Source organism: Rhodanobacter ginsengiterrae, from assembly GCF_050026815.1.
GTDB lineage: Bacteria > Pseudomonadota > Gammaproteobacteria > Xanthomonadales > Rhodanobacteraceae > Rhodanobacter > Rhodanobacter ginsengiterrae.
This window is the reverse complement of the sequence record NZ_JALBWO010000048.1, coordinates 1-14,378: the sequence shown is the minus strand read 5'-3', so window position 1 is coordinate 14,378 and position 14,378 is coordinate 1. Positions and strand designations below refer to the sequence as shown.

Genomic DNA, 14,378 nt, shown 5'->3' with positions numbered 1-14,378 from the left:
CGTTCTCGTAGTTCGACTTGTAGTGCACATTCATGCGCAACTGCATGTTCAGCGGCGGCGCACCGGTGTAGGCGGTGTACATGTCATGCACCACGCCACCGAAATGATGGGCGTCGTTCACCGGCGAGTAGGCGCCGTTGATGGCGTCGGTGTCGCTGTTCGGGCAGGTGAAGCTGACCACCGAACCACCGCTGGTGCCGTGGTTGAGGTTGTAGGTCTTCACGTTGGTGTTGACCAGCGTGCAGGTGCTGCCGGACTGGGTCACGTCGAGCGCGGCGTAGTCGGTGCCGTAGAGATATTTTCCGGTCTTCTGATTGCCGCCCGGCCCCGTGGCCGAGGCGTCGGTCAGGCCATTCCAGCTCTGGATCACCTCGCCGGTGTTGGCGTCGATGATCGCGGTCGGACGCGACGGGTTCGCACCGTTGACGAAATACGACACGCGATAGACCAGACGCGCTGGACCGTTTTCCTGCGGATACACGAACAGGTCGGTCTTCTGGTTGCTGATGGTGGTGCCACCGACCAGGGTGGTGTGCGCGTGTGCCTTGAGTGCGGCAATTGCACGGGCAGCGTTCAACTTCGGTGCCACCGAGCTCAGGCCGAGCTGGGCATCCTGCATCAACTCACCGGTGGCGCGCAGGGCGTTGCCCTGGGCATCCTGCACCACGGCGATGCTGCGGCCGTAGACCGGCACGCCGCGATACATCTGCTGCTGGCGCACGACCTTGTGACCGTTGGCGATGCTGACGCTGCTGCGCGGTGCCAGCGACATGTCCTGACCGAGGTTGAGCTGTGCGGCCAGCGAGCTGGCGGGCACCGCACCCAGGTTCTGCGCATGCAGGGTCTTGGTGGTGGCGGCAGTGGCCACCGAGGCGGTGGCCATGCCGATCGCGGCCACCAGCAATTTCAGACGGTAATGATTGGGCATTGAAAGACTCCTAGACACTTCGGGGGGACAAGCGGACCCGATGCGGCCACGCGGACCCCATGCAAGATTTGCCGTGCAAGGCACGACCCCTTCTTCACGTGCTGTCTAGCGATCCCCGACTACATCCGTATCGCCTGCCCTCCCCCTGACATTCCCTTGTGCAGGCAGTGCGTGGACGCGTAACTGCAAGACGGCGATCACGCCGCCAAAGGACCATCCGTCAACCTCCCCGAAGACGGATCGCTTGACCATAGGCCCCGAGCGGGAGTGGAACAATCCGACTTTTTCCTAGTTCGGGTGACCCCTGTCACAGCGTCGAACCGCACCGCGGACACCGGCGAAAAACGCGAAATCACCGTAAAGAAAGCGTGCACAAGCGCGCCGCGCCACGGACATGCGCGCGCTTGCGGCTCGCGGTGCGGGGAACGTCGAATCTCGAATCCGCGATGGCAGGAATCGATCGCGCGATGCTCGACCAGGAAGCGGTTCAGCGTGAACCGCACTGCTGCAGAATCAGAGCATGCCGGTTTCGAGTTTCGCCGCGTCGGACATCATCGAGTGCGACCACGGCGGATCGAACACCAGATCCACCTCCGCCTCGCTGATGGTGGGGATCATCTCCAGCTTGGTGCGCGCGTCGTCGACCAGGATGTCGCCCATGCCGCAACCCGGCGCGGTCAGCGTGAGCTTCACGTAGACCTTGCGCTCGCCCGATTCGATCTGCTCCAGGCTCAGGTCATAAACCAGCCCCAGTTCGACCACGTTCACCGGAATTTCCGGATCGAACACGGTGCGCAGTTGATCCCAGGCCAGCTTCTCGACGTCTTCGTTGGTGGCGTTCGCCGGTACCTCGATGGGTTCAGGCCGCGGCTTGCCCAGCGCGTCGGCATCGTCACCGGCAATGCGGAACAGATTGCCTTCCACGTAGACGGTGAAGCTGCCACCCAGTGCCTGGGTGATGTAACCGATCTGGCCCGCGGGAAGCGTCACCTGTTCACCCTGCGGCACCATCACGGCATTGCAGTCGCGTACCAGGGTGAACGGCTCGCTGCTCAAACTGAAACCACTCATGCCAACGCCAATCCTGTTTCGAGGGGTGCGCGCATGCGTCGAACCCGGGTCGCCTATTATGCCGGCCCCAGCGTGGGACCGCTTGTCCCAGATCAGGGCCGGCTGGCCAAACTCAAGGGTCGACGCGGCCACGGCACGCTATGATGGCCGCTTTGCCCGATGGAAGACGCATGCTCCCTGCCCCACTGACCCGGCGCCCGCGATGAGCGCGCGCGCCTCGTTGATCTACGCATTCTCGCTGTTCAGTGCAGCCATGCTGGGACTGGCCGGCGGTGCGGTGTGGATGGTGGCGTCGATGTACCTGCGCCATCCGGCACCATGGCTGGCCTTGCCGATCGGCGCCTTGCTGGCATGGACCATCCGCAGCTGCGTGCGCCCGGCCGGCGCTGGCGCCGCCCTGATGGCCGCCGCCGCCACGCTGCTGGCGACGTTCTACGTCAACATGCTGATCGCCGGCGTGTTGATCGCCGGCAACATGGGCATGGGTTTGATCGAGGCACTGCGCACCGCCGGCGTCAGCATGCTGTGGCAACTGACGCGGATGGCCTTGTCGCCGGCCGATTTCGCCTATGCCGCAGTGGGCATGCTGCTCGCCGCATGGCTGGCCGGGTACAAGCCGCGCCGCCGCTGACTGCAGCAGCGCACCCTGCAAGGTCCCGGCGGGGCGTCTTTCAGCCTTCCAGATGAATTCGTCGGCTGCAACGCGTGAGGTCAGCCGACACCACCCACGCCCGCGAAAAGGCGGCCCTCAGGCCGCCGCCATGCCCATCCCTGATCAGCGCGCGAGCAAGCAAGCCGCCCGCCGCGTTCAGTGCGCCCGGCAGTCCAGCGTCTGGTCGGCCACGGTGCCCAGTGCAACCTCGGCCAGCGCGATGTCTTCGCCGGGACTGCTGGTCCATTCGAACGGACGATCCAGCTTGCTCATGTTGGCGCCGGCAGCGCGGAAACATTTCAGCGGAATGCCGACGCGCAGCCATTGCCCATGCGGCAACGTCGCCAATTGCCTGCCGATCGGCAGCTGGGCGCCGCAAGCCGTGCCGCAGCTGACGCCGATCGTCGCGCCCTGCGGCGACAGTGCATCGACGCGCAGCGTGGTCACCAGCATCACGTCGCCGTTGGTCTCGCGCTCCACGTCCAGCGGCGCCGGTGCGACCAGCGCAGCCTGCGCCTTGCCGTGACCGGACCACGCCAACCGACGCGCATCCTCCTGCGCCTTGTAGTCGAGCGCGGCGACCCGCAGGCTGCCGTCGCGTGTTGCGGTCGGCGTGGCGGTGACATTGTTGCCGGCGCCGTCGGCGCCGGTCAGGCGCAGCGCGAAACCCTGCGCCGGCTTGCCATGGGTGAAGTAGACGCCGGCGCGCGCGCTGCTCAGCTGGATGCCGGGATCCTCGGCCAGCGGCCCGCCCTGGCCGGGATGCGCGTAGCTCAAGCCGAAGCCATAGCGGAACTGCGGGTCGTAATGCGCCTTGCCGCCGGCCAGCGGAATCTGCACCGCGGTGCGCGGCCAGGAATAGGCCAGCTTGCCGTGGAAGTCGTGCGCGATCTGTCCGTCACGCATGCGCAGCAGCACGTCGGCGATGCCGGCGCCTTCGCTGCCTGGCAGCCACGCCACCACGAACGCATCGGCAGCGTTGATCTCGCGATTCATCCACAGCGGCCGGCCGGTCAGGAACACCGCCACCACCGGCACGCCCTGCTTGCGCAGCCGACGCAGCAGGTCGAGGTCGTGATCATTGCCGGGGCGATAGGCCAGGTTCGGCAGGTCGCCCTGGAATTCGGCATAGGGATCTTCGCCGAAGACCACGATGGCCACGTCGGGCTTGCGCTTGTACTCGCCCTCCAACGACAGCTCGGCACTGCCGCCGGCAGCCTGCACCTGTGCGCGGATGCCGGCCCAGATCGAGGTGGCGCCGGGGAAATTCGCGTTGCTCAGGCCAGTGCCCTGCCAGGTCAGCGTCCAGCCGCCGTTCTGCTTGGAAATGTTGTCGGCGCCATCACCGGCCACCAGCACGTGCTTGCGCGGATCGATCGGCAGCACGCCATCGTTCTTCAGCAGCACCAGCGATTCGCGCACGGCGCGGCGTGCCAGCGCGCGATGTTCGGCACTGCCGATCACCTGCGCCGAATCGACCACCAACGGGTTCGCCGACGGCAGGCCGGCCTCGAACATGCCCAGGCGCAATTTCACCCGCAGGATGCGGCTGACCGCATCGTCGACCCGGCGCATCGGGATCACGCCCGACTTCACCTCGGCCAGCGTGTTGGTGTACAGGCCCCGCCACGAGTCGGGCGCCTCCAGCATGTCCAGCCCGGCGTTGTACGCCACCGGGCAGTCCTCGTTGGTGCAGCCGGGCACCTGGCCATGCGCGTTCCAGTCGCCCAGCACGATCCCGCCGAAGCCCATGCGCTGCTTCAGCACGTTGGTGATCAGCGCCTTGTTGCCGGCCATCTTCACCCCGTTCCAGCTGGAGAACGACACCATCACCACCTGCACGCCGGCCTTGATCGCCGGCGCATAACCGGCCGCGTGCACGTCACGCAGCACCGCTTCGCTGATCTCGGCGTCACCCTGGTCCTTGCCGTCCCTGGTACCGCCGTCGCCGACGAAATGCTTGGCGGTGGCGATCACGTGGTCGGCATCGAGGAATTGCGGCGTGCCGACTTTTCCTTCCAGCCCTTCGACCACTGCCGCGGCGTATTGCGCGACCAGCGCCGGGTTTTCCGAATAGCCTTCGTAGGCGCGGCCCCAGCGGCCGTCCTGCGGCACGGTCAGGGTCGGCGCGAAGGTCCAGTTGATGCCGCTGGCCCGCAGCTCGCGCGCGGTGACCTCGCCGATCTGGCGGATCAATTGCGGATCACGCGCGTTGCCCAGCGCGGAGTTCTGCGGAAACAGCGTGCTGCCGACCAGGTTGTTGTGGCCATGCACGGCATCGATGCCGAACAGCACCGGAATCGCCAGCCGCCCGCCCGAGGTATCCATCGAAGCGCGGTAGAACGCATCGGAGAGTTTCTGCCATTGCGCGGCGGTGCCGTACTGCCCGCCATCCGGTCCGGAATTGCCGCCGGCCAGGATCGAGCCGAGCCGGTACTTGCGCACGTCATCCGGCGTCACCGACTTGATGTCGGCCTGGATCATCTGGCCTACCTTGTCTTCCGGCGACATCTTCGCCAGCAGCGCCTGCACGCGCGCCTCCAGCGCGGGATCGGCCGGCAGCGGCGAGCTGCCCTGCGGCCAGGCGTCGGGATGAACAGTGGCAGCGGTGTCCCCGGCCAGCACGAAGGAGGTGGGCATGATCAGCGCGCCAGCGAGGGTGACGAAGAGAACAAGACGACGCGGCAACGAGGTCGGTGGGGGCGGAAATCGCACGGCAGGGCTCCTGGCTGGCGCGCCGGTGGCACGCGGTCTGAACCGCATAGTGACACGGATGACAGCGCTGTCAATTCGCTGCGCAACATGACCGGTCGAGCCATCATGCGTACTTCAGGGGGCCGCGGCGGTGGAGCCGCGCAGTTGCAACTCGAACGGCATCTGCACCAGTTCGCCGGGGCCGCGTCCGCGCAGCAGGCCGAGCAGTTGCTGGGCAGCGATCCGGCCCATTTCACGACTGGGCTGTTTCACCGTGGTCAGTGCCGGCCACAGCTGGCGCGCCAGCGGCGTGTCGTCGAAACCGCAGACGGACAGGTCGTGCGGCACCTTCAGACCGTATTCGCCAGCGGCCCACATCACGCCGGTGGCCATGTCGTCGTTGGCGGCGAATACCGCGGTGGGCCGCTGCTTCAGGGCGAACAATTCGCGCGCCGCGACGACGCCGGAGCCGAACGTAAAGGCACCCTGCACCACCAGCGCCGGATCCTCGGCGACGCCGGCCGCCGCCAACGCCTCGCGGTAGCCGGCCAGCCGCCAGCGGCTGGCGCCGTGGTCGGCAATGCCCAGCACGTGGGCAATACGCCGGTGACCCAGGCCCAGCAGGTGCTCGACGATCGCCCGCGCCGCGGCCTGCTCGTCCATCCGCACGCCGATGCTGGCGTCGCTCTGCGGCGACACGCTGGCGTAGGGCACGTTGCGCTCGCGCAGGCGCTTCAGCAGCGGCGCGTAATCGGTGATCGGCGGGGTCAGCACCACGCCGTCGGGGTGGTGATCGGAAATCAGCGCATCCAGCCGCCGGATGAAATCGTCGCTGCGCATGCGCAGCGGGCGCACCATCATGCTGTAACGGTGCGCATCGCAGGCTTCCAGCACGCCGTCCTGGATCTCGGCCAGGTAGGTCGAGGCCGGGTTGTCGTTGTTGTCGTACAGCATCGCCACCACGAACGAGCGGTTGCCGGCCAGGCTGCGCGCCGACGGATGCGGGCGATAGTCCATCGCCTCCATCGCGGCCAGCACGCGCTTGCGCGTCTCATCGCTTACGTTGGCCTCGTCGTTGAGCACGCGGGACACCGTCTTGGGCGATACGCTCGCTGCGCGCGCCACATCTTCGAGGCGTACCCGCATGGAATCTCCCGCTGTCGTTGCTGCTGTCGATCGACTATGCCGTCATCGGCAGCCGCTTTACAAGAAGCCGCGCCATCCGGCCCTGGCCGCGCCGGATGAATACGTATGCAAGCTCTGGTTGCTGCACTGCGTCCTTGCCTACCATGCAGGACGCCTGCCCGCGTCCGGAGTGTTCCTGTTCATGACCATTACGATCCGACTTCCGCTGCCGCTGACCCGCCCGTGCTGAGCCTCTTGCTCAGCGCGGCGATCGCCGCCAGCGCGGCGCCCGCTGCCTGGCGTGACGGCCTGGACTGGCACGGCGTGCACGTCGGCATCGAGCGCGATGCGCAGCAGTACACGCTGGCGTGGCCGTACGGCCAGCGGGTGATCGCCGCGCAACCGCTGCGCAGCGAGACGGCCAGCGTGCTGTTCGACGGGCTGTTCGCGATGGCGCAGGACGACCTCAAGCTCGATTCGGTGAGCGCGATCCGCGACGGCGCGTTCGATCATGGCCAGCCGATTCCCTGCCAGTGCTTCGTCACCGGGTTGAAGTGGCCGTACGTGTGGACGCGCGACCTGTCCTACGCGATCGACCTGGGCTTGTGGCGCTTCGACGCCGCGCGCGCGCGCAACGGGCTGCAGTTCAAATTGTCCGAGGTGCGCGTGGCCACGGCACCGCAAGGCCCGTTTCCGATGCAGGACACCGGCTCCGGCGGCAGCTGGCCGATCAGCACCGATCGCGTGGTCTGGTTCCTCGGCGCACGCCACCTGCTGGACGACCAGCCGTTTGCTGCCGAGGTCCGGCGCGCGCTCGACGCCACCCTGGCGCAGGACCGGCAATACGCGTTCGACGCGCGCTTCGGCCTGTATCAGGGCGAGACCTCGTTCCTCGACTGGCGCGAACAGAGCTACCCGGCGTGGACGGCGGACGATGTAGGCTTCATCGCGCAGTCGTTCGCGCTGTCCACCAACGTGCTGCATTACCGGGCGCTGCAGCTGGCCGCCACGCAGGCGACGGTCCGGCACGATGCGGAGGCTGCAACAAGTTATGCCGCGCAGGCCGCCGCGCTGAAGACAGCGATCAACGCGCACTTCTGGCGCGCCGATCGCGGCATGTACATGAGCTACATCGGCGGCGACGGCACGCCGTACGACAGCTACGACCTGCTCGGCATTGCGCTGGCGATCGACAGCGGCGTGGCCGACGGCGTGCGTGCGCGGCAGACCCTGGCCAACTACCCGACGTGGCCCGCCGGCAGCCCGGTGATCTGGCCCGAGCGCGTCGACCAGCCGATCTACCACAACCGTGCGATCTGGCCGTTCGTCAGCATGTACGCGCTGCGCGCCGCGCGCAAAGTCGGGCAGCCCGCGCGGATCGCGCACGAAATCCAGTCGATCATGCGCGGCGCGGCGTTGTATGGCTCCAACATGGAAAACTACGAGCTGCTGAGCCAGGGCCAGCATGTCGACGAAGGCGCATTGAGCGGCCCGGTGGTGAATTCGCCGCGCCAGCTGTGGTCGGTGGCGGCCTATCTGGCGATGGTCAGCGAAGGCGTGTTTGGCCTGGACGAGGATGGCCAGGTGCAACCGCAGTTGCCCACCTCGCTGCTGCCGATGCTGTTCGGTTCGCGCCACGCGATCACCCTGCAACTGCCTGAGCGCACCATCACCCTGGTGCTTCCCGAAAAGCTGGCCGGCAACCTGCTGGTTGCAGATCACAGTCGCACCGAAGGGCGCACCACCACGGTGATGCTGAAGGCGGTGCAGGTTGCCGATGCCCCGCTGCGCCTGGACGCGCCGCTGTACGCACCGCTGGCTCCCGCCGTACCGGTGGTGCAGCGCACGGCCGACGGCTGGCGGGTCAAGGTCGATGGCAGGCAAAGGTTGTATCTGGATGGCGCCGCACAGGGCGACACCGACGGCACCACCACGCTCGGGCGACAGCCGGGCCTGGCCTGCTTCAGCGCCACGCGGGTGGACGCGCACGGACTGGAATCGCTGCACAGCCCGACCGTCTGCGCGGGCGACACGAGCACGGTCGGCGGCTCCTGGCCGCGTCATTGGAGCGCCGCACGCGGTGGCGACTATCGCGTCGCGCTCGACTACGCCAACGATCACGGCCCGATCAACACCGGCATCACCGCGGCGGTGAAGATGCTGGTGATCGACTGCGCCGGCAGCGCCGAACAGCGCCTGCCGCTGGTGCTGCCGCACAGCGTGCGGGTGCAGTCGTCAAGCTGGGGGCGCTTCAGCGCCAAGCCCGGCGCCGCCTGCCGCTTCCGCCTCGACGACGGCTTCAACATGAGCTATCTGGCCCACTTCGCCCACTACACCGGCGGCAGTGGCGGCAGCGCCGGCCCATTGAACGAGGCGGTAGTGCATGATCTGCAGATCGCCCCGCTCGCCTCCGGCCACGACTCACCATGAACGACGGCACCTCTGCGAACTCCAAACCGGCGCTGTCGTTCTGGCAGATCTGGAACATGTGCTTCGGCTTCCTCGGTCTGCAGTTCGGCTTCGCGCTGCAGAACGCCAACGTCAGCCGGATCTTCCAGACCCTGGGCGCCGACCTCAACGACATCCCCGCACTGTGGATCGCCGCGCCGCTGACCGGGCTGATCGTGCAGCCGATCATCGGCCACTTCTCCGACCGCACCTGGAACCGGCTCGGCCGGCGCCGGCCGTACTTCCTGGTCGGCGCGGTGTTCGCCTCGCTGGCGCTGCTGTGGATGCCGAACGCACCGGTGCTGTGGATGGCGGCCGGCCTGCTGTGGATTCTGGACGCGTCAATCAATGTGTCGATGGAACCGTTCCGCGCCTTCGTCGGCGACCAGCTGCCGACCCGCCAGCGCCCCTCCGGCTACGCGATGCAAAGCTTCTTCATCGGCGTCGGCGCGGTGGTGGCCTCGGCGCTGCCGTGGATCCTGGCGCACTTCGGCGTAGCCAACGTGGCGCCGGATGGCGGCATCCCCGACACGGTGAAATACGCGTTCTACGCCGGCGGCGCGGTACTGCTTGGCGCGGTGCTGTGGACCATCGCGCGCACCCGCGAGTATCCGCCCGAACAGCTGCAGTCATTCAGCGACAGCGTCGCCGAACAGCCGGCAGTGGATACTTCGCACGCGTGGCGCTGGGGCGTGCTGCTGCTGGTGGTCGGCGTCGCGGTGCTGTTCGCGATCCGGCATTTCTCGCTGGAGAAAGAGGTCTACGTGCTGGCCGGCGGGCTGATCGTGTTCGGCCTGCTGTTCGCCTGGCTCAGCTTCAGTCGCGGCCACGGCATGTTGCGCGAGGTGATGGGCGACCTGTACGGCATGCCCGTCTCGATGCGGCGACTGGCCTGGGTGCAGCTGTTCTCCTGGTTCGCCCTGTTCGCGATGTGGATCTACACCACCTCGGGCGTGACCGAAACCATCTACGGCACCACCGACGTCCACTCCGCGCTGTACAACGAGGGCGCCAACTGGGTCGGCGTGCTGTTCGCCGCGTACAACGGTTTCGCCGCCGTGGCCGCCGTGGTGATTCCGCTGATGGTGCGGCGCTGGGGTCTGCGCATCAGCCACCTGATCAACCTGTGCCTGGGCGGCGCGGGCCTGCTGTCGTTCCTGCTGATCCGCGACCCGCAATGGCTGCTGGCGTCGATGGTCGGCGTGGGCTTCGCCTGGGCTTCGATCCTGTCGCTGCCGTATGCGCTGCTGTCGGATAACCTGCCCGCGGCAAAGATGGGCGTGTACATGGGCATCTTCAATTTCTTCATCGTGATCCCGCAGCTGCTCGCCGCCAGCGTGCTCGGCCTGCTGCTGCGACTGTGCTTCCACAACCAGCCAATCTGGGCACTGGCGCTGGGCGGCGCCTGCCTGCTGGTGGCCGGCCTGTTTACCCTGCGCGTGCGCGAACCGTAGGAGCGCACCCTGCGCGCGACTTTCCCGGGGAACGGGGAACGGAAAATAGGCAACAGCATCGCCCGCCAGTGGGCGTCCATACACCCAAACATGCGTGTCGCAGACGCGTCTTATCCGGGGAAACACGATGCTAAAGAACATGGCTGCAGGTCTGGCACTCGCGCTGGTCGCGGGCTTCGCGCAGGCAGCGGCGACCACGCCGGAATTCGTCGGCACCGACGCGCCGATGGCGTCCAACGCGATCTACTTCGTGATGACCGATCGCTTCGTCAACGGCGACCCCTCGAACGACCAGCGCAACCAGGGCGGCGCGCATCCCACCTTCGACATTCCGGTAGCCGGCGCGCCGAAGGGCGAAAGCGCCAACATCGGCTACCTCGGCGGCGACTTCAAGGGCGTGCTGGACAACGCCGCCTACATCCGCGGCATGGGTTTCGGCGCGGTGTGGATCACCCCCATCGTCGACAACCCGAATGAGGCATTCACCGGTGGCGACCCGGTCAGCTGGGGCTCGAAATTCACCGACCGCGGCAAGACCGGCTTCCACGGCTACTGGGGCGTCAACTTCTACAAGCTCGACGAACACCTGCCCAGCAAGGGTCTCGACTTCGCGCAGTTCACCGCCGCCATGCGCGCACGCGGTCTGAAGACCGTGCTCGACATCGTCGCCAACCACGGCTCGCCCGCCTTCACGATGCCGAAGGCGCAGCCGATGTTCGGCCAGATCTACGACAAGGCCGGCAAGTTGATCGCCGACGAACAAAACCTGCCGCCGTACCGGCTCGATCCCGTGCGCAACCCGTTGCACCGCTTCTATCACGCCTATGACGACCTGGTGCAGTTGTCCAACAACGACGACCAGAATCCGGCCGTGCTCGACTATTTCGTCGGCGCATACAACCAGTGGGCCGACCAGGGTGCCGACGCGTTCCGCATCGACACCATCAGCCACATGTCCACCACCTTCTGGAAGCAGTTCAGCGAGCGCATCCGCGCCAGACACCCCGGCTTCTTCATGTTCGGCGAAGCCTTCGACTACAGCCCGGACAACATCGGCAAGTTCACCTGGCCGCAGAACGGCGGCATCAGCGTGCTCGACTTCCCGCTGCGCGGGCGCATCGCCGACGTGTTCGAACACCCGGGCAGCGACTACGCCAGCCTGCTCGATCGCCTCTACCTGACCAACGGCCCGTACGCTAACCCGTACGAACTGGTCACGTTCTACGACAACCACGACATGGCGCGACTCAAGGCCAGCGACAACGGTTTCATCGACGCCAACAACTGGCTGTTCACCGCCCGCGGCATCCCGGCGGTCTACTACGGTTCGGAAACCGGCTTCGAACGCGGCAAGGCCGAGCACGAAGGCAACCGCAACTACTACGGCCAGCAGCGCATCGACGACGCAGCAAGCAGCCCGATTTACCGCCAACTGAAACGCATCGCACTCTTGCGCGAGCAAACCCCCGCCCTGCAACGCGGGCTGATGCTGCCCATCCAGTTCGCCGGCAACCAGGCCGCGTTCTACCGCGTGTACCAGAAAGGCGACATCCACCAGATCGCCCTGGTGTTGCTCAACAAGGGCGACAGCATGGCGTCATTCGACGTTTTCGACTACTTGCAAGCCGGTCGGTGGATGCCGGCTCTGGGCGGAGCTGCGATCGACGTGCGCGAAGGCGGCCACCTGCGCGCCCACGTTGCGGCTCACGACGTACAGGTTTACTTGCTGGACGCAACGACCAAGCGACACGATCTTCTGGCCGAACTGACGCGACTGATGCGGGAACGAGGAAATCCGAGCACTACCTTGCCCAAGCCAACACTGCCGAATTAGATTGCAGGATTAGACGGCGGCCAAGAGGCCAACCTGTTGATTCTTCAATCCTTGAGAAAACTTTGCAGTCTGGCTCGCCGGGGATAGGCTGCGGGATTAGACTGCACTTTGAAATCTACATAGCGTTAGACGAGTAATCATCATGTCCTCACGTATCTGTGCCTTCGCATTCTTCGCGGTTTTAGGCCTGTGTATTTCACCGCCATCAAACGCCCAAGCAAACAATGACGCCGCGATTTTGACGAGCCCTAGCGATGGGCTCACCTTCCTATCCGTTGATGGTAAGCCACTGAAGTCCCCACAAGCTGAGATCTCGGTGCTGCCGGGCCGACATCACTTAGTCATGGGCGTGAGAATAGGTTGGGTGTCAGCGAAGGGGCGAGAATCAAAGGTGATTCCTGCTCCGCTTGAGCAGTTCTTCAAGAGCACGCATCACTACAGCTTCCACGCCAAACTCGATAACACTGGCAAGCTCAGCCTCAAAGTTATTGACGAAACCATGGTTAGTAATGGTGCGTGACCGTTCGCTGTCTAACCAGTCATTCGAGGCGGACGGCTTCGCCGCCGCTCAATTCCAGCGTTAGGCCCCATGTCGAACATCTCCCTAATATCAAGCATAGAGAACTCTTTGGCCTCGGTTCGGTCGGGCAAAGGCGAAGTCGAGTCCTTGGCTACAGTCGTGAGGGAGAGCGGCCGGGCTCTTGAGGGCGTGCCCTACAGTTTGGCGCGCGACGTAACAAGCTTGGCCGACGCATTGGATCTCTGTGCGTATCAACACAAGGAGGGCTTTGTGCCCAACCTAGACTCTGCTCTTTCGAATCTAGAGACTTGGCTACGTCAGCTTCCTCGGCACGTGGCCTAACCACTCATTCGAGGCGGACGGCTACGCCGCCGCTCAATTCCAGCGTTAGACACTATGGAATATACGCTTCACTACCGATCCACACGCGCCGAGATTTGGCGCTGGTACTGGCGCTCTTGGAGAACCAAGTATTGGTGGCAGCAATGCCTAATGGCTGCCTTCGGAACTATGATCGCCTTCGGTGTCTCTGCGGCGCCCTTCAGCTTTCGTCAATTCGGAACGTCCTTCGCCGTCGTTCTGCCTCTAGTCGTAGTTGGTTTGGCGTTACGCACGCAAGTCCTATTCAAAAATGAGGAGCGTGTCCTCTCTGTTGGCCCATCTGGGTGGTCTACCCGTATCGGTAGGAAATCAGGGGCCCGGTCGTGGGCGGAAGTTGCAACGGTCCAAGAAGCCCAGGATGCTATTGTCATTGTTGGCACCAATGGCAATGGGCTCATCATTCCTTCTCGGGCTTTTCCAGACGCAGCCTCCAAACAGCAATTCTTCAAAGACGCTCAGGGTTGGCACGATGGTCGTGGCGTCTAACTACTCGTTCGAGGCGGACGGCTACGCCGCCGCTCAACTCCAGCGTTAGAGCGCATGAAACAGACCTCTGCGGCAAATCTGGCATTGCTTCTGGTGGTCGTTGGCTGGGCGCTGGCGTATTACGGTGTTATGTCGCAGCTAGGCGATCCATCGCCTTCCGTGCCACACGCGCAAATCGAAGCTGCTCGGCATGTATCACTTGTCGTATTGTACATCGGTGTAGTGAGCATCCTGGCCGCGCTATGGCTGTCCGGTTACAGCTTCTCCGCAGCAAAAGTTCGTGCCAGCGTTTGTGTCGCCCTCATCTTGCTGCCATCAGTCGTTGTGGCATGGAGCACGTTCTAGGTGGCAGTGCGCTCTAACCACTCATTCGAGGCGGACGGCTTCGCCGCCGCTCAATTCCGGCGTTAGGGCTCATATGGGCGTTTCCCCGACGATCGAAGCGAATGTTCGCTCAACCTTCTCTGAGCATGACGCCCGTACAGCACTCGCCTTGCTCACCAGCATGCTTGAGCCGACCCAAACTCCTGAGTGGGCTGTGGCTCGCGAGCGCGTTCAAATCGCAGCGCTCATGCTTGCTCGCGGCAACCTCGACTCCCTCAAGGCCGCGGTCAAGCAATCTCAGGTAGATTGGCGCGACACGCTTACGTCGGCAGGTCGGGTTCACCCCCGATTTCACGGACACTTACGAGAAGGCCGATGCGGCCGATGAGGAGTGTTCATGTCGAAGCGAAGAAAATTCAGCAGCGAGTTCAAGCGTGGCGCGGTTGAACAAGCTAATCAGC

11 protein-coding genes are annotated in these 14,378 nt (G+C 65.0%); 7 read left to right on the top strand and 4 right to left on the bottom strand.

Annotation, left to right across the window (positions count from 1 at the left end; translation table 11 throughout):
* Together ACQGNJ_RS05780 and sufT are read right to left on the bottom strand one after the other, a co-directional pair.
* A partial coding sequence (locus ACQGNJ_RS05780; protein WP_426688286.1) for a PepSY domain-containing protein occupies positions 1–928 on the bottom strand: 928 nt, incomplete at its 3' end.
* Between the two features lie 513 nt (positions 929–1,441).
* Positions 1,442–1,999, bottom strand: a complete 558-nt coding sequence (gene sufT, locus ACQGNJ_RS05775; RefSeq protein WP_426688285.1) for a putative Fe-S cluster assembly protein SufT — start codon at positions 1,997–1,999, stop codon at positions 1,442–1,444.
* 202 nt (positions 2,000–2,201) lie between these two features.
* On the opposite strand from sufT, the gene ACQGNJ_RS05770 reads away from it, so the two are divergent.
* Positions 2,202–2,630: a hypothetical protein gene (locus ACQGNJ_RS05770; RefSeq protein WP_426688284.1), complete on the top strand. Its 429-nt coding sequence runs from the start codon at positions 2,202–2,204 to the stop codon at positions 2,628–2,630.
* 177 nt (positions 2,631–2,807) lie between these two features.
* On the opposite strand, the gene ACQGNJ_RS05765 is transcribed toward ACQGNJ_RS05770, so the two are convergent.
* Together ACQGNJ_RS05765 and ACQGNJ_RS05760 are read right to left on the bottom strand one after the other, a co-directional pair.
* A complete protein-coding gene (locus tag ACQGNJ_RS05765; RefSeq protein ID WP_426688287.1) occupies positions 2,808–5,291 on the bottom strand; it encodes a glycoside hydrolase family 3 protein in 2,484 nt (827 codons plus the stop codon).
* 189 nt (positions 5,292–5,480) lie between these two features.
* Positions 5,481–6,491, bottom strand: a complete 1,011-nt coding sequence (locus tag ACQGNJ_RS05760) for a LacI family DNA-binding transcriptional regulator (RefSeq protein WP_426688283.1) — start codon at positions 6,489–6,491, stop codon at positions 5,481–5,483.
* Here ACQGNJ_RS05760 and ACQGNJ_RS05755 point away from each other — a divergent pair.
* The 6 genes from ACQGNJ_RS05755 (at position 6,490) to ACQGNJ_RS05730 (ending at position 13,938) form a co-directional block, all read left to right on the top strand.
* Positions 6,490–6,720, top strand: a complete 231-nt coding sequence (locus ACQGNJ_RS05755; RefSeq protein ID WP_426688282.1) for a hypothetical protein — start codon at positions 6,490–6,492, stop codon at positions 6,718–6,720. The genes ACQGNJ_RS05760 and ACQGNJ_RS05755 overlap by 2 nt on opposite strands.
* Complete coding sequence (locus ACQGNJ_RS05750) at positions 6,714–8,900, top strand: glucosidase family protein (RefSeq protein WP_426688281.1); 2,187 nt, start codon at positions 6,714–6,716, stop codon at positions 8,898–8,900. Before ACQGNJ_RS05755 ends, ACQGNJ_RS05750 begins: the two co-directional genes overlap by 7 nt.
* A complete protein-coding gene (locus tag ACQGNJ_RS05745) occupies positions 8,897–10,372 on the top strand; it encodes an MFS transporter (protein ID WP_426688280.1) in 1,476 nt (491 codons plus the stop codon). The genes ACQGNJ_RS05750 and ACQGNJ_RS05745 overlap by 4 nt, the downstream gene beginning before the upstream one ends.
* Before the next feature lie 127 nt (positions 10,373–10,499).
* Positions 10,500–12,206: an alpha-amylase family glycosyl hydrolase gene (locus ACQGNJ_RS05740; protein ID WP_426688279.1), complete on the top strand. Its 1,707-nt coding sequence runs from the start codon at positions 10,500–10,502 to the stop codon at positions 12,204–12,206.
* 142 nt (positions 12,207–12,348) lie between these two features.
* Positions 12,349–12,726 carry a hypothetical protein gene (locus ACQGNJ_RS05735; RefSeq protein ID WP_426688278.1) on the top strand — a complete coding sequence of 126 codons (378 nt, stop codon included), beginning with the start codon at positions 12,349–12,351 and terminating at the stop codon, positions 12,724–12,726.
* 921 nt (positions 12,727–13,647) lie between these two features.
* Positions 13,648–13,938, top strand: a complete 291-nt coding sequence (locus ACQGNJ_RS05730) for a hypothetical protein (protein ID WP_426687215.1) — start codon at positions 13,648–13,650, stop codon at positions 13,936–13,938.
* Positions 13,939–14,378: the final 440 nt, after the last annotated feature.